General features: G+C 60.7%; 17 protein-coding genes. 8 read left to right on the forward strand and 9 right to left on the reverse strand.

All coding sequences use genetic code 11. The features are described 5' to 3' along the window. Positions 1-34 precede the first annotated feature (34 nt). The 6 genes from A9G06_RS21310 to A9G06_RS02580 all read left to right on the forward strand — a co-directional run bounded on the left by A9G06_RS21310 (position 35) and on the right by A9G06_RS02580 (position 4,885). Positions 35-211: a lipoprotein gene (locus A9G06_RS21310; protein WP_081990731.1), complete on the forward strand. Its 177-nt coding sequence runs from the start codon at positions 35-37 to the stop codon at positions 209-211. A gap of 32 nt (positions 212-243) precedes the next feature. Then, positions 244-1,494, forward strand: a complete 1,251-nt coding sequence (gene lysA, locus A9G06_RS02560; RefSeq protein ID WP_069554182.1) for a diaminopimelate decarboxylase — start codon at positions 244-246, stop codon at positions 1,492-1,494. A 75-nt stretch (positions 1,495-1,569) separates the two neighbouring features. Continuing rightward, entirely contained in the window at positions 1,570-2,400 is an 831-nt protein-coding gene (gene dapF / locus A9G06_RS02565; RefSeq protein WP_005336371.1) for a diaminopimelate epimerase, read from the forward strand. Between the two features lie 91 nt (positions 2,401-2,491). Beyond that, positions 2,492-3,172 carry a DUF484 family protein gene (locus tag A9G06_RS02570; RefSeq protein ID WP_005336370.1) on the forward strand — a complete coding sequence of 227 codons (681 nt, stop codon included), beginning with the start codon at positions 2,492-2,494 and terminating at the stop codon, positions 3,170-3,172. Beyond that, positions 3,165-4,142, forward strand: a complete 978-nt coding sequence (gene xerC / locus A9G06_RS02575) for a tyrosine recombinase XerC (protein WP_069554183.1) — start codon at positions 3,165-3,167, stop codon at positions 4,140-4,142. The genes A9G06_RS02570 and xerC overlap by 8 nt, the downstream gene beginning before the upstream one ends. A 32-nt stretch (positions 4,143-4,174) precedes the next feature. Then, entirely contained in the window at positions 4,175-4,885 is a 711-nt protein-coding gene (locus tag A9G06_RS02580) for an HAD-IA family hydrolase (protein ID WP_069554184.1), read from the forward strand. A gap of 76 nt (positions 4,886-4,961) precedes the next feature. Here the strand turns inward: A9G06_RS02580 and A9G06_RS02585 are convergent, their stop codons facing one another. Next, entirely contained in the window at positions 4,962-5,360 is a 399-nt protein-coding gene (locus A9G06_RS02585; protein WP_069554185.1) for an STY0301 family protein, read from the reverse strand. Between the two features lie 45 nt (positions 5,361-5,405). Continuing rightward, positions 5,406-6,932, reverse strand: a complete 1,527-nt coding sequence (locus A9G06_RS02590; RefSeq protein WP_069554186.1) for a cyclic nucleotide-binding domain-containing protein — start codon at positions 6,930-6,932, stop codon at positions 5,406-5,408. Between the two features lie 145 nt (positions 6,933-7,077). Here A9G06_RS02590 and A9G06_RS02595 point away from each other — a divergent pair, with 145 nt between their 5' ends. Continuing rightward, complete coding sequence (locus A9G06_RS02595) at positions 7,078-7,461, forward strand: hypothetical protein (RefSeq protein ID WP_040069030.1); 384 nt, start codon at positions 7,078-7,080, stop codon at positions 7,459-7,461. Positions 7,462-7,473: 12 nt separating this feature from the next. On the opposite strand, the gene A9G06_RS02600 is transcribed toward A9G06_RS02595, so the two are convergent. Together A9G06_RS02600 and yjgA are read right to left on the reverse strand one after the other, a co-directional pair. Next, entirely contained in the window at positions 7,474-8,256 is a 783-nt protein-coding gene (locus A9G06_RS02600) for a gamma-glutamyl-gamma-aminobutyrate hydrolase family protein (RefSeq protein WP_069554188.1), read from the reverse strand. 396 nt (positions 8,257-8,652) lie between these two features. Further along, positions 8,653-9,177: a ribosome biogenesis factor YjgA gene (gene yjgA, locus A9G06_RS02605; protein ID WP_005336359.1), complete on the reverse strand. Its 525-nt coding sequence runs from the start codon at positions 9,175-9,177 to the stop codon at positions 8,653-8,655. A 115-nt stretch (positions 9,178-9,292) separates the two neighbouring features. Between yjgA and pmbA the strand changes: the two genes are divergently transcribed. Beyond that, the gene (pmbA, locus tag A9G06_RS02610; protein WP_069554189.1) at positions 9,293-10,636 is read left to right on the forward strand and encodes a metalloprotease PmbA; all 1,344 of its coding nucleotides are present in this window, start codon (positions 9,293-9,295) and stop codon (positions 10,634-10,636) included. Positions 10,637-10,723: 87 nt separating this feature from the next. Here pmbA and murA read toward each other — a convergent pair whose 3' ends face one another. The 5 genes from murA to mlaD are packed head-to-tail and all read right to left on the reverse strand — an operon-like array spanning position 10,724 to position 13,658. Beyond that, on the reverse strand, positions 10,724-11,980 hold the full coding sequence (murA, locus tag A9G06_RS02615) for a UDP-N-acetylglucosamine 1-carboxyvinyltransferase (protein ID WP_005336355.1): 1,257 nt from the start codon (positions 11,978-11,980) through the stop codon (positions 10,724-10,726). A 19-nt stretch (positions 11,981-11,999) separates the two neighbouring features. Further along, positions 12,000-12,257: a BolA family iron metabolism protein IbaG gene (gene ibaG / locus A9G06_RS02620; RefSeq protein ID WP_005306001.1), complete on the reverse strand. Its 258-nt coding sequence runs from the start codon at positions 12,255-12,257 to the stop codon at positions 12,000-12,002. After that, entirely contained in the window at positions 12,257-12,529 is a 273-nt protein-coding gene (locus A9G06_RS02625; protein WP_005336352.1) for an STAS domain-containing protein, read from the reverse strand. Before A9G06_RS02625 ends, ibaG begins: the two co-directional genes overlap by 1 nt. Continuing rightward, positions 12,526-13,158, reverse strand: a complete 633-nt coding sequence (locus A9G06_RS02630) for a phospholipid-binding protein MlaC (protein WP_005336350.1) — start codon at positions 13,156-13,158, stop codon at positions 12,526-12,528. Before A9G06_RS02630 ends, A9G06_RS02625 begins: the two co-directional genes overlap by 4 nt. Positions 13,159-13,160: 2 nt before the next feature. Further along, on the reverse strand, positions 13,161-13,658 hold the full coding sequence (gene mlaD, locus A9G06_RS02635; RefSeq protein WP_069554190.1) for an outer membrane lipid asymmetry maintenance protein MlaD: 498 nt from the start codon (positions 13,656-13,658) through the stop codon (positions 13,161-13,163). Positions 13,659-13,660 lie beyond the last annotated feature (2 nt).

The following is a 13,660-nucleotide window of genomic DNA, read 5'->3' on the forward strand; positions in this document are numbered from 1 at the left end:
TAGAGGGCCAAAAATTTTTTCGCAGCGAACCATTATGATCACCCAGTTCACCAAGTGTCTGCTTGCCACTCTTCTGTCCCTCGGGTTGGCCGCGTGCGGTCTGAAGGGGCCGCTCTATATGCCGCCCCCCGAGCAGCCACAGAGCCAGAGTACACCGCAAGCAGTACCGCCTGCGACCTCCGAGGCTGCCACCGAGGCCGCGCCGCACTAATGCCGCACCCATTCTAGGAAGGAACCGCCCCCTTGGATCACTTTAACTACGACGCCGACGGCCAGCTTCAGGCCGAGCAAACCTCGCTGCAACAGCTTGCCGAGCAGTACGGTACCCCGCTTTACGTTTACTCCCGTGCGACCCTCGAGCGCCACTGGCACGCCTTCGACAAGGCCGCTGGCGATATTCCCCATCTGATCTGCTATGCGGTGAAGGCCAACTCCAACCTGGCCCTGCTCAACCTGCTGGCCCGTCTGGGCTCGGGGTTTGACATCGTCTCAGGTGGCGAGCTGTCGCGGGTACTGGCGGCGGGCGGTGATCCGGCCAAAGTGGTCTTCTCCGGGGTCGCCAAGAGTGAAGCGGAGATGCGCCTCGCGCTGGATAAAGAGATCCTCTGTTTCAATCTGGAGTCGGAAGCAGAGCTGGAGCGCCTCAATCGGGTGGCGGGCAGCATGGGCAAGAAGGCTCGCGTCTCGGTGCGGGTCAATCCGGATATCGATGCCGGTACTCACCCCTATATCTCCACTGGCCTCAAGCAGAACAAGTTCGGCATCCCCATCGAACAGGCGCCCGCCATCTACCGCAAGGCGGCGGCGATGGCGAACATCGAGATCGTCGGGGTGGATTGCCATATCGGCTCGCAACTTACTGAATTGAATCCCTTTATGGAAGCGGCTGACAAGCTGCTGCGGCTGATCGACGGTCTGGCGGCGGAAGGTATTCATATCCACCATCTGGACGTGGGGGGCGGCCTTGGGGTCAACTACGGTTCCGAGCAGCCACCCCATCCGACCGAGTACGCCGAAGCGCTCAAGCAGAAGCTGGTGGGCCGGGATCTGACCCTGCTGTTCGAGCCGGGCCGTGCCATCGTCGCCAATGCCGGTGTGCTGTTGACCCGGGTCGAGTACCTGAAGCCGGGTGAGACCCGCAACTTTGCGCTGATCGATGCCGGCATGAACGACATGCTGCGCCCCTCGCTCTACGGCGCCTGGATGAACATCATCGAGGTGGATAGCCGCGCCGGTCATGCTCCCGCGCTCTATGACGTGGTGGGCCCGGTGTGCGAGACCGGCGACTTCCTCGGCAAGGAGCGCACCCTGGCCATTGCCGAGGGTTCCCTGCTGGCAGTGCGTTCGGCCGGTGCCTACGGCTTTACCATGTCATCCAACTACAACACCCGTCCGCGGGCAGCCGAAGTGCTGGTGGATGGTGCCGAAGCACACCTGATCCGCGAGCGTGAGCAGTTGGCCGATCTCTGGCGCGGTGAGCACTTGCTGCCCTGATGGCGCAGGCTGGGACAATGATTTCATAACGGTTGACGGTGAGTTTTTACAGCCCTAACAGCACAGGAATGCACGATGTTGATAGATTTTTCCAAGATGCATGGCTTGGGCAACGACTTCATGGTGGTGGATGGCGTCACCCAGAAGGTATTTTTCAGCAATGACGTCATCAAGAAGCTGGCAGATCGCCACTTCGGGATCGGCTTTGACCAGCTGCTGCTGGTGGAGCCGCCCTATGACCCTGAACTCGACTTTCACTATCGCATTTTCAATGCCGATGGCAGCGAGGTGGAGCAATGCGGCAACGGCGCCCGCTGTTTTGCCCGTTTCGTGCGCCTCAAGGGGCTGATCAACCGGGATCGCATCGCGGTCAGTACCGCCCGGGGTCGCATCGTGTTGCAGCTGGAGGGGGAGAATCAGGTCACGGTCAACATGGGTGTTCCCCAGTTTGAGCCGGGCAAGATCCCGTTCCGGGCCCAGAAGGCAGAGAAAACCTATCTGCTGCGGGCGCAGGAGCATACCGTGATGTGTGGTGTGGTCTCCATGGGCAATCCCCACTGCGTCATCGAGGTGCCTTCGGTCGCCGATGCGCCGGTCGAAACGCTCGGTGCCATCATGGAGCGCCACGAGCGTTTTCCCGAGCGGGTCAACGTCGGCTTCATGGAGATGGTCAATGCTACCGAGATCAAACTGCGGGTGTTCGAGCGGGGCTGTGGCGAGACCCTGGCCTGCGGCACCGGTGCCTGTGCGGCGGCGGTGATTGGCATCAGTCAGGGCAAGCTCAAGGAGCGGGTCACCGTCAGTCTGCCGGGGGGCAAGCTGACCATCGCCTGGAAGGGGCCGGGCCAGCCGGTCTATATGACAGGTCCCGCCGAGCATGTGTTTGACGGCCAGATAGAGGTTTAGCCGATAAAGGTTCAGGTACGGGGGGCGTTGGCCCCCTTTGCCCATGATGTCGGGGCAACGAGCCCCATTTCTCTGATGGATCAACCAATTTATGAGCGAACTCAAACGGCAGGAGCAATCGGTGGATGAAGCCACTGTGCTGGAGTACCTGGCCCGTTATCCCGAGTTTTTCCAACGCCATGCCGCCGTGCTGGACCGGATCCGCATTCCCCATGAACGCAAAGGGTCGGTCTCGCTGGTCGAGCGCCAGCTGGAGCGTCAGCGCGAGCGGATCGAACAGCTGGAGCAGGAGATCACCGAATTGATGGGGATCGCCAGCGAGAACGAACGGATCTTCCGGGTCTATGCCGATCTCTACGGCGAGCTGTACGGTTGCCAAACTCTGTTCGAAGTGAGTGCCGTGATGGGCAAGGCCTTTGTCCAGCGGCTGCGCCTGACCGGGTTGCGACTCTGGCTCAACCCCAAGAAGTTTGCCCTGAGCGGGCCCGAGCAGCGCTTTCTGGCACAAGGCAAGCAGCTCGAATCCCTGCTGGGTCAGCGTCTGCCGGGGCAGGATTACTACTTTGGCCGCTTGAGCCAGAGCGAGAAGCAGGCACTGTTTGGCCATGATGTGCTGGTCAACTCGGTGGCCCTGATGCGGCTCGGTGATCTCGGCGTGCTGGCCTTCGCCAGCTCGGATCCCGGCCACTTTACTCCCCACAACGACACCCTGCTGCTGGGCCAACTGGGGCGCCTGCTGCAACTGCGTCTGCCCGAGTTGACTCATGGCTAGAACACCGGCCAGGGCACCCGCCAAAGCTCCCGTCGTCGCACCGCCACTGCCTGCGGCACTGGCGGACGAGCTGGCGGCCTTTATCGAATACCTGAGGGTCGAGCGTCAGCTCAGCCCTCATACTCGCAATAACTATCAAGCCCATCTGGAGGCGATGACCGCCGAGCTGGTGGCCCTCGGGCTCACTGACTGGGGTCGGCTCGAGGCGAGTCAGGTGCGCACTCTGGTGACCCGGATGCACAAGGCAGGCCTTGCTCCTCGTTCCCTTTCCACCAAGGTCTCGGCCCTGCGCAGCTTTTGCGACTGGCAGGTGCGGCAGGGGCGGCTGACCGCCAATCCGGCCCGTGGCATCGTCACCCCCAAACAGGGGCGACCGCTGCCTAAAAACCTCGATGTGGACGAGATGCACCAGCTGCTCAACATCACCGACGAGCAGGATCCGCTGGCGGTACGGGATCGCGCCATCATGGAGTTGATGTACTCCTCAGGGCTGCGTCTGGCCGAGCTGGTGGGGATCAATCTGGTGGATCTGAAGCTCGACGACCGCCAGCTCAAGGTGACTGGCAAGGGCTCGCGGGAGCGGGTGCTGCCCATCGGCCGGATGGCGGTCGAGTGGCTGCAGAAGTGGCTCAAGGTGCGCCCGCTGCTGGCCGGGGACGAGAGCGAGGCGCTGTTTGTCTCCAGCCGCAAGCAGCGGCTGTCGGCCCGCTCGGTGCAGGCCCGCCTCGATGGCTGGGGCAACAAGCAGGCGCTCAACGCCCACGTTCATCCCCACAAGCTGCGCCACAGCTTCGCCACCCATATGCTGGAGTCTTCCGGCGATCTGCGGGCAGTGCAGGAGCTGCTGGGTCATGCCGATCTCTCCACCACCCAGATCTATACCCACCTCGACTTCCAGCATCTGGCCAAGGTCTACGACAGCGCTCACCCAAGGGCCAAGCGTGACCCGGATGCACAGGAAGATGAATAACGAGCCCTGAGCCCCGTTGCAGAGGAGAGTCCATGCACTTCTATCGCCGCTGGCAGCCGGTTGCTGCCATCTCGTTTGACCTCGATGACACCCTCTATGACAACGGCCCTGCCATCGTGCGTGCCGAGCAGTGGATGCTGAGCCATCTACGCAGCGAATATCTGGCCACCGCCATGCTCGACAAGCCACGCTGGCTGGAGTTAAAACGCGCCGTGTTGCTGGCCAACCCCGAGCTGCGCCACGATGTCAGCCTGGCGCGCCAGCAGACCATCCGTACCGCGATGGTCGAGGGGGGGATGGCCGACCAGCAGGCCAGTCGTGAGGCGGAGCAGGTGTTTGCTGCGTTTCTGGCTGAGCGCTCGAAGATCGAGGTGAGCGAGTCCACTCATCAGCTGCTGGCCAGACTGGCCGAACGCTACCCGCTGGTGGTCATCACCAACGGTAATCTGGATCTGGCGCAGGCAGGGCTGGATCGCTACTTCACGCTGGTCTGCAAGGCGGGGGCGGGTGCCAGAATGAAACCGGCACCGGATATGTTTGAGCAGACCCGCAGCACCCTCAAGCTGCCAGCAGAGCGGATCCTCCATGTGGGGGATCATCCCGAGACCGATGTGCTGGGTGCCCGTTTGCACGGCTTTCGCGCCGCCTGGCTCAACGAGCGGCAGCAACCGTGGCAACAGCTGCAACTGTTGCCGGACGTGGAGCTGACAGCACTGGAGGAGCTGGCCGAGCTGCTGCTCTGATGGCGCTGGCGGGTGGCCCGGCTCAGGCGGTAATGGTTACCTGTCGATGAAAGTCACCGGGAACCATCCAGGATCACTATTTGCGGCAAACCAGCCCGAGCAGGGTGTAGCGATCGCGCTGGTTGACGCGGCAGTAACTGATGCCGACGGGCAGCGCCTGCTGCAGGGTGATGGCGCTGTTCTGATAGCGGCAGACCAGATAGAGCGGGCGCAGGCCACTATCGAGTTGGCTCCAGTAGTGGATCTCGTCGCTGTCGCCATTATCCGGTTTGAGTTGGGCCAGTTCGGCAGGATCTCCGTCGAACAGGGCCAGATTATCGAGCCGGTGGCTGAGGGTTTCGTCTTGTTTGCCATCGTCATTACGGGTGAACGCCTGCCAGCCCTGCTGCGGGGTCAGCAGTTGCTGGCGAGTCTCGATGGTGGTGGGACAATCAAATTGCAGGCTGGCGGCAAGGGCCAGGGTGGTCAGTAACATGGGTGCTGTTCTCTCTTCACGTCCTCAATACGATGCCATGCTACGTCATCTTCCGCCGAACAGCTTCATCAGCTTATCAAGCAGATCAAGCTGTTGTGGTGGCTGTTTCATGGCTTCCGCTTCACGCTCCAGCAGTGCCTGCTGCTCCTGCTGGCGGTCGCTCAGCACCCGGTAGAGGGGCTCGACCAGCGCCTCACGCTGCATCACCAGTTCCTGAAACATTGCCTGGTTGATGCGATAGGTTTCGACGGTGGCCACCGCCCGTACCGTGAAGGAGCTGGGCTCGCCGGTGAGCAGGCTCAGTTCGCCAAAAAAGTCTCCCGCGTTGAGCGTACCAAGCTTCAGCTCTCGCCCTTCGACATTGACCACCATCTCGGCTTCCCCTTTGACCAGTACGAACAGCCAGCTGGAGACATCTCCCTGCTCCAGCATGATGTCGCCGCTGACGAAGGGGGCGAACTTCACCTGATCGGCCAGCTGAAGCAGCTCATTCTCCTGCAACATGGCAAACAGCGGCAGCTTGCGCAGGGTATCGGTTCGTTCGGCGGTGTGGCGCTTGTGGCGGGCATCCAGATGCTGCTTCTCCTTGGCCATAAAGACGTTGAAGATCGGCGGAGTGAGGCGCCTGTCATTGCGACGCAGGGCGGCATCGATAAGGCTGCGTACCATGGAGTCGGTGGGATCATCGCGGGCCAGGTCGGTCAGCCAGTAGCGCACCGCATAGCGGGCTATTCCCCCTTCGACGTTCATCAGCAGACAGTCCGGTTGCGGGTGCTTGGCGACGCAGGGCAGTTTGGTCTCCCGCAGGGACTTCTCGATCAGCGCGATGATCTGGGTCGGCAGGGTATCCAGCGTCAGATCGAACCAGACCCAGCGCCGCCACTGCAAGGGTTCGCCACGGCGACGCCCGAGCACGGTGAAGCGCTGTTTAAGCAGGTGGCTGTTGGGGATGACGACAGTCTCCCAGTTGCGGGTCTCGATGGTGGTGGCACGCCAGTTGATCTCCACCACTCGGCCCTGGGTGGTGTCGACTTGCAACCAGTCACCGATGGCGATGGAGCTGTCGAGCTGAATGGAGACCCCGGCCAGCAGGTTGCCCAGGGTGTCCTGCATGGCGAAGGCAATAACAGCGGTGATCACCGCCGAGGTGGTGACTATCTCCCCGAGCGCCATGCCGGAGGCGTAGAGGCGAAACAGACCCCAGCCGATATAGCCGATGGTGATGACGATATCGGCGATGATCCGCGGGATCCGCACATGGCAGAGGGGGAGCAGAAATTCGAACAGCAGGATCCCCCATATCTTGACCAGTATCAGGCCAGCCAGCAGGGTGGAGATCTCGATCAGCAATTGATGGGGCAGTGGCAGTTTGAACCAGCCCCCCTCCAGCTGGATCAGCAGGATCACCACCGCGCTTATCATCACGAAACTGAGCTCGGAGAGCAGCTCCCGTCGCTGTCCCGGACGGCGCCAGAAGTGGATCAGCATCAGGGAGAGGGTGAGCAAGGTCCAGAACGGGTGTTCGCCAATCCAGATCAGCGTCGGTAGCGCGGTGAGGTTTTCGCCAGCCATAGCAGCACCTTATTGTGGTTTTATTTCCAGCATAGCTGCTGCGGCGCGAGGAAATGGTGCGTTGGGGCGGCAATTTATTTATCCTGTGCAGAACTGGGCAAAGGAGTGCGATTGAGTGAAATTTTCAAATAAAATCATCTGTTTGATGGCCCTGTTGCCATTGGCTGGCTGCGATCTGCTGGCCGAGAAGTATCGGGTCGAATTCCGGGATGGCTCCTGGCGTGAAATAGCCATTACCCCCTTCTCCAGCGAGGCGCGCTGGCGGGAGGGGTGTGCCACCGGCGAGGTGCTGAGCGACATGAAGGTGCCCATCAAGCGGGGTGACACGGTTAATGGCCGCGAGCAGCTGCTGATCGGCGGCGAGAAGTTCGAGCTGGATGACAACAACCTCTACCGCAGCAACGGCATGGTGTTTGGTCATTCGCCTGACCATATCCAGCGCGGGCTCAAGGGGATGGATATCTGTCGCACCTTGCGCCCCGAGCGAGGCGGACTGCCCAAGCTCAAGGCGCGCGGGTTTGGCGACTGAATCGATGAGGGATTAACTCGCTGCCATCAATGTACAGCGTTGGCGGCAGGCATCGCCAAAGGCTTGAAAGATCTTGATGGAGTGGGGATTTTCATTGGCTTTCCACTCCGGATGCCACTGCACTGCCAGCAAAAAGGGTGACAGTGCGGGAGCATGAAGTGCCTCGATCAGCCCATCTTCTGCGTGGGCCAACGGCTCCAGACCCTTCCCCAACCGGTTGATGCCCTGTCCATGCAGGGAGTTGACCGGAATCTGTTCTTCCCCCATCAGTTCGGCAAACCAGCTGCCCGGCAGCAGTTTGATCTGATGGCTTGGCCCATACTGCTCGTCGACCGGATCGTCGGCATCCTCCCGGTGATCGTCATAACCCGGCTCGCTGTAGACCTTCTGATGGATGTCTCCCCCCAGCGCCACGTTGATCTCCTGCATGCCGCGGCAGATCCCGAGGATCGGCAAGCCACGGGCGAGCGCCCCCTTGATGAGGGGCAGATCGAACAGGTCGCGATCCCTGTCTTGCTGTTTTTCTGGCGTGAGGTTCTCCTGACCGTAGAGGGCCGGATCGATGTTGGAACCGGCACCGCTCAGATAGATCCCATCGGCGAGATCCAGATACTGCTCCAGATCGGCGGTGCCGCAGCAGGTGGGTACCAGCAGCGGGACGCAGCCGCTTATCTCCACCAGCGGCATGATGTATTTGTGGGTCATCACCTGATAGGCGTGGCCGTTGCGGGGCTGGGCGCCCATGGTCATCAGCACGACAGGTTTACGGGTGGCGGGAGGCTGGGGATTTGGCATAGGGCACCTTGATTATCCTTGGCGTTGAAGTCTCATCCTGCGCCTTGGGCAGACCCTTGCAAACCGGTAGGGCAAGGGCATGCCTCAAGGCATGGTCATGGGATCCCGCGTCGGGCCGGGTGACAGAATCGTTGGTCAGCCTGGGCAGCGACAGCCTGGATCCTCTCTTCAGTCTGCCAAGGCCGTTCAATATGTCAAACAAAATGATGCCAAGTTGTTAACGAATTTGTCTTGAACTGCTCTGAAGCGGCGGTTTAACGGGGTTGTTGAGATGAGCCGTTATGGTTGGGGTAGCAAAATGGTGGATATATTAAACGCGCAGGGATGGCGGGGGATGTTGAGAGGAAAAGGCATCAATAGAAGCACGCCTCCCCGAGGGGAGGCGTGTTTCGGGGATCACAGCAGGTCTTCGATCTCGCCGCGCAGATACTGGTACATCTCGCGGTAGGCGACCGGCGGCTTGTTCAGCTCCCGCTCCTTGTTGGCGGAGCGGATCAGCTGGCGCAGCTTCTGGCGATCCAGCTCGTGGAACTGGGACATCAGCTCGTTGAGGGCGCTGTCACCTTCGGTGATCAGGCGCTCGCGCCACTGCTCCAGGCGATGCAGGCGGGCATTCACGGTGGAGTGACGGTTCTTGATGATGGAGAGCGCTTCGGCAATCGGCTCGATATCGCGGCTGCGCATCAGGCGGCCGATGAACTGCAGATGGCGACGGAAGGACTCATCCTTCTTCGGCTTGAGTTTGCGACCCAGCTCGACAGCTTCTGCAAGCTCTTCATCCAACGGGATTTTTTCCAGCTCGCTGTGGCTGAGGGAGACGATCTCTTCCCCCATTTTCTGCAATGCTTCGGCATCGCGCTTGAGCTGGCTCTTGCTGGGGCCCCAGTCTTCGAACTCGTTGTCGTCTTGATATTGACTCATCGGTCTCTTGATTCCTGTCATTCACGTTTGGCGGATATGTTACCAGCTTCTCCCGCTGGGCGCAGGGGTCTGATATGCTTACCCCCCCTTTCCTTCTTTCATACAGATGTGAGTTATGGATCAGCAAGACCAAATCCGCCAGGATCAAGCCCATCTCGAGGCCGTGGTTGCCGAAGCCCTGGAGATAGCCAAAGGACTGGGCGCCTCGCTGGCCGAAGTCTCCATCAGCAAGCAGACCGGGTTGTCGGTGAACACCCGGGGTTGTGAACTGGAAAGCATTGAATTCAATAAAGATGGCGCCCTCGGCATCGCTGTCTATCGCGATGGTTGCAAGGGATCTTCCTCAACCACCGATCTGAGCAAACCCGCCATTCGTGCCGCCGTTGAAGCGGCCATCGAGATTGCCCGCCACACCTCGGCGGATGATTGCGCCGGTCTGGCGGACGCCGAGCTGCTGGCCTGGGATGCCCCCGATCTGCAACTGTGCCACCAAATCGAGCTAGATCCCCAGCGCGGCATCGAACTGGCCATCGAGTGCGAACGACTCGCTCTGGGTCGCGATGCCCGCATCAAACACTCCGACGGTGCCGGTTTCTCCAGCCATCTTGGCATCAAGGTCTATGGCAACAGCCACGGCTTCGTCAAAGGCTACGCGGCGTCGCGCAACTCTCTGAGCTGCGTGCTGATCGGCGAGCAGGATGGCGACATGCAACGGGATTACGGCTACTCCTCCAGCCGTACCCTCGACGGGCTCTGGAGCCCGCAGCGCATTGCCGACGAAGCCGTTGAGCGTACTGTCTCCCGCCTCGGCGCCCGCAAGATCTCTACCCGTCATGCGCCTGTGCTGTTCCACCCAGACACTGCCTCTGGCCTGTGGGGCCACTTGGTGATGGCCATCAGCGGCGGCAACCTCTATCGCAAGTCGAGCTTCCTGCTCGACAAATTGGGCAAGCAGATCCTGCCAGAGTGGCTCACCATTCAGGAGTTCCCCCACCTGTTGGGCGGGCTCGCCAGTACCCCGTTCGATGGCGAAGGGGTGCGTACCCGCGACATGGATATCATCCGTAACGGCGAGCTGATGAGCTGGCTGCTTACCTCCTACTCTGCGCGCAAGCTGGGGCTGACCACTACGGGTCACGCCGGTGGCATCCACAACTGGCAGGTCTCCAATACCGGCCAGGATTTTCAGGGCATGCTGAAAGAGATGGGCTCCGGCCTGCTGGTGATCGAGCTGATGGGGCAGGGGGTCAACATCGTCAACGGCGATTACTCCCGCGGCGCTGCCGGTTTCTGGGTCGAGAATGGCGAAATAGCCTATCCGGTTGAGGAGATCACCATCGCCGGCAATCTGACCGAGATGTTCAGCCATATCGTGGCGGTGGGTCGTGACGAGGATGAGCGCTCCAGTCTCAAGACCGGCTCGGTGTTGGTAGAGAATATGAAGCTGGCGGGTCACTGATCCCGGTTTCAACAGAACCGAAACCATGAAAAAGGCCCCCTCGCCAACGCGAGGGGGCCTTTTTATCGGCCAGCGATCAGGAGGCTATCAGCCCTTGATGCGCTCGATGCGGCCGCCCAGACCCTGCAGCTTCTGCTCGATGTCTTCGTAGCCACGGTCGATGTGATAGATACGGTCGACGATGGTGGAGCCTTCGGCCACGAAGCCGGCCAGCACCAGACTGGCGGAGGCGCGCAGATCGGTCGCCATCACCTGGGCACCCTTGAGCTGCTCGGTGTCACGGCAGATGGCTACGTTGCCCTGCAGTTCGATGTCGGCGCCCATCCGTACCAGTTCGGGAACGTGCATGAAGCGGTTCTCGAAGATGGTCTCGGTGACCATGCCGGTGCCTTTGGCGACAGCGTTCAGCACGGTGAACTGTGCCTGCATGTCGGTCGGGAAGGCCGGGTAGGGGGCGGTCTTGATGGTGACCGGCTTGAGGGTGCGGCCAGTCATGTCGAGGGTGATCCAGTCTTCGCCCTTCTCAATCAGGGCGCCAGCCTCTTCCAGCTTGACCAGTACTGCTTCCAGCAGGGTCGGGTCGGTCTTGCGGCAGGTGATCTTGCCGCCGGTGACAGCTGCACCCACCAGGAAGGTACCGGTTTCGATGCGGTCAGGCTGCACACTGTAGTTGCCGCCGTGCAGACGCTCGACACCGTCGATGGTCAGGGTATCGGTGCCCGCACCCTGGATCTTGGCGCCCAGGGTATTGAGGAAGTTGGCCAGATCGACCACTTCCGGCTCACGCGCGGCGTTTTCGATCACGGTGCGGCCATCAGCCAGGGTGGCGGCCATCATCAGGTTTTCGGTACCGGTGACGGAGACCATATCCATCAGGATGTGAGCGCCTTTCAGGCGGCCATCGACACGGGCCTTGATGTAACCATCTTCGATGGTGATCTTGGCACCCATCAGCTCCAGGCCGTGGACGTGCAGGTTGACCGGACGGGCACCGATGGCGCAACCGCCTGGCAGGGAGACATCAGCCGCGCCGAAACGGGCAGCCAGCGGGCCCAGCGCCAGAATGGAGGCGCGCATGGTCTTCACCAGCTCGTAGGGAGCGACATGGTTGTTCACCGCACCGGTCAGCACGGTGACGTTGCCGTTGACCTTGGTGGTCGCGCCCAGCATCTCCAGCAGCTTGATGGTGGTGCCCACATCTTTCAGGCGCGGCACGTTGGAGAGGTGTACCTCTTCATCACAGAGCAGGGTCGCGAACAGGATCGGCAGTGCGGCGTTTTTGGCGCCGGAGATGGTCACTTCGCCGTTGAGAGTACAACGACCATCGATTTTGAATTTGTCCATTTTTTACTTCGTTACCAAATCAGGAGGGCAATAGGAATTTACGTTCGCGTTTCCACTCGGCGTCGGTGAACGCCTTGATGGAGAGGGCGTGAATGGCGTTGCTGGCGATCTTGTCCATCAGCGGGGCATAGATGGCCTGCTGCTTCTTGACCCGGCTCATGCCGTCAAACATGTCACCGACGGCGATCACTTGGTAGTGACTACCGTCCCCTTTGACATGGACTTCGGACAATGGCAGAGCCTCAAGGAGTATCGCTTCAATTTCAGAGACTTGCATTATGCGTCCTCAGTTGTGAGCGGGGTTGACTGAAACAGTCCGGCCACCCCGTAGAGGTTGGCCAGGGTATAGAAATCACTGGAGGCGCCCACCAGTTGCGGTGTGGCGCCTCGCGCTAATACGGCTTTGGCCCATTTGACCAGCAGGGCCAGTCCGGCAGAGTCGAGGGTGGTGACGCCGCCGAGCTCGAGCTGGTCGTCCTGCCACCATTCAGCGCGGCGTTGCCACAGGTCATTGACCTGTGGCGCCTGCAGCTCACCGCTGAGGGTCATGGTTTGAGTACCAGCGGCTTGGCGTTGTGCTCGCGCAACTGGGCGATCACCGCATCGATGCCGTTCTGGCGGATCAAACCGCCGAGCTCGCTCTGCTTGGCGGAGAGCAGGCTGATCCCCTCGGCCACCATGTCGAAGGCTTTCCATTCGCCGGTCTTGTTGTTCTTGCGCAGCTTGAACTCGAGGAAGATGTCCGGCTTGCCGGCTTCTTTCACGCTGACGTTGACGGCGGTGATGTTGCCGCTGGGAGCTTTGCCCGGCTCGACCTTGACGGTCTGCTTGTCAAAATGGGCCAGCGCATCGGCGTAGGAGCTCACCATGTACTCGGTGAACACCTCGACGAAGGCATTGCGCTGCGCTTCGGTAGTCTCTTTAATCTGGTTGCCAAGCACCTTGTAGGCGGCGAAGCGGTTGTCCACATAGGGCAGCAGCTCTTCGCGGATGATCACCCGCAGGTGATCCGGATTGCTCTTCACCTGGGCCTGATCGGCTTTCAGGCGGGCAAAGGTCTGCTTGGCAGCCTGATCCACCAGCGCATTGGGGTCGGTGGCATCGACTGCGGCCTGGGCAGACAGGGAAAAGAGCATGCTGGTCATCAGACCCAGCAGCAGGGCGATTTTCTTGAACATGATTACTCCTTCTTGCTGTCTGATTTGCTGTCGGAGGATTGGCTGTAGAGGAACTTGCCAATCAGATCTTCCAGCACGATGGCGGATTTGGTGTCTTCAATCAGGTCGCCATCCTTGAGCATCTCTGTGCCCATATCCTCATCGCTGAAGCCGGGGGCCAGACCGATGTACTGCTCGCCGAGCAGACCGGAGGTGAGGATGGAGAGGGAGCTGGTATCGGCAAACTCGCCAGCGCTCTTTTGCATCATCAGGGTCACTTCGGGCACCTGGGTTTTCGGGTCCAGTACGATGTCGCTGACCCGACCGACCACCACGCCGCCAACCTTGACCGGCGAACGGACTTTCAGGCCGCCGATATTATCGAAATGCGCGCGCAGGGTATAGGTTTCTCCTTCCGGTTTGAAGCTCAAACCGGCCACTTGCAGGGCCAGTGCCAGAATGGCACCGATGCCAGCCAGCATGAAGGTGCCGACCAGGAATTCTACTTTGCTGAACTTCATCT

The organism is Aeromonas sp. DNP9, assembly GCF_001728955.1.
Lineage (GTDB): Bacteria > Pseudomonadota > Gammaproteobacteria > Enterobacterales > Aeromonadaceae > Aeromonas > Aeromonas veronii.

What these genes read in the sequence shown, in the direction of transcription:
- A9G06_RS21310 (WP_081990731.1), top strand. Translation starts at nt 35, where the DNA reads ATGATCACCCAGTTCACCAAGTGTCTGCTTGCCACTCTTCTGTCCCTC.
- dapF (WP_005336371.1), top strand. Translation starts at nt 1,570, where the DNA reads ATGTTGATAGATTTTTCCAAGATGCATGGCTTGGGCAACGACTTCATG.
- A9G06_RS02570 (WP_005336370.1), top strand. Translation starts at nt 2,492, where the DNA reads ATGAGCGAACTCAAACGGCAGGAGCAATCGGTGGATGAAGCCACTGTG.
- xerC (WP_069554183.1), top strand. Translation starts at nt 3,165, where the DNA reads ATGGCTAGAACACCGGCCAGGGCACCCGCCAAAGCTCCCGTCGTCGCA.
- A9G06_RS02580 (WP_069554184.1), top strand. Translation starts at nt 4,175, where the DNA reads ATGCACTTCTATCGCCGCTGGCAGCCGGTTGCTGCCATCTCGTTTGAC.
- A9G06_RS02585 (WP_069554185.1), bottom strand. Translation starts at nt 5,360, where the DNA reads ATGTTACTGACCACCCTGGCCCTTGCCGCCAGCCTGCAATTTGATTGT.
- A9G06_RS02590 (WP_069554186.1), bottom strand. Translation starts at nt 6,932, where the DNA reads ATGGCTGGCGAAAACCTCACCGCGCTACCGACGCTGATCTGGATTGGC.
- A9G06_RS02595 (WP_040069030.1), top strand. Translation starts at nt 7,078, where the DNA reads ATGGCCCTGTTGCCATTGGCTGGCTGCGATCTGCTGGCCGAGAAGTAT.
- A9G06_RS02600 (WP_069554188.1), bottom strand. Translation starts at nt 8,256, where the DNA reads ATGCCAAATCCCCAGCCTCCCGCCACCCGTAAACCTGTCGTGCTGATG.
- yjgA (WP_005336359.1), bottom strand. Translation starts at nt 9,177, where the DNA reads ATGAGTCAATATCAAGACGACAACGAGTTCGAAGACTGGGGCCCCAGC.
- pmbA (WP_069554189.1), top strand. Translation starts at nt 9,293, where the DNA reads ATGGATCAGCAAGACCAAATCCGCCAGGATCAAGCCCATCTCGAGGCC.
- murA (WP_005336355.1), bottom strand. Translation starts at nt 11,980, where the DNA reads ATGGACAAATTCAAAATCGATGGTCGTTGTACTCTCAACGGCGAAGTG.
- ibaG (WP_005306001.1), bottom strand. Translation starts at nt 12,257, where the DNA reads ATGCAAGTCTCTGAAATTGAAGCGATACTCCTTGAGGCTCTGCCATTG.
- A9G06_RS02625 (WP_005336352.1), bottom strand. Translation starts at nt 12,529, where the DNA reads ATGACCCTCAGCGGTGAGCTGCAGGCGCCACAGGTCAATGACCTGTGG.
- A9G06_RS02630 (WP_005336350.1), bottom strand. Translation starts at nt 13,158, where the DNA reads ATGTTCAAGAAAATCGCCCTGCTGCTGGGTCTGATGACCAGCATGCTC.
- mlaD (WP_069554190.1), bottom strand. Translation starts at nt 13,658, where the DNA reads ATGAAGTTCAGCAAAGTAGAATTCCTGGTCGGCACCTTCATGCTGGCT.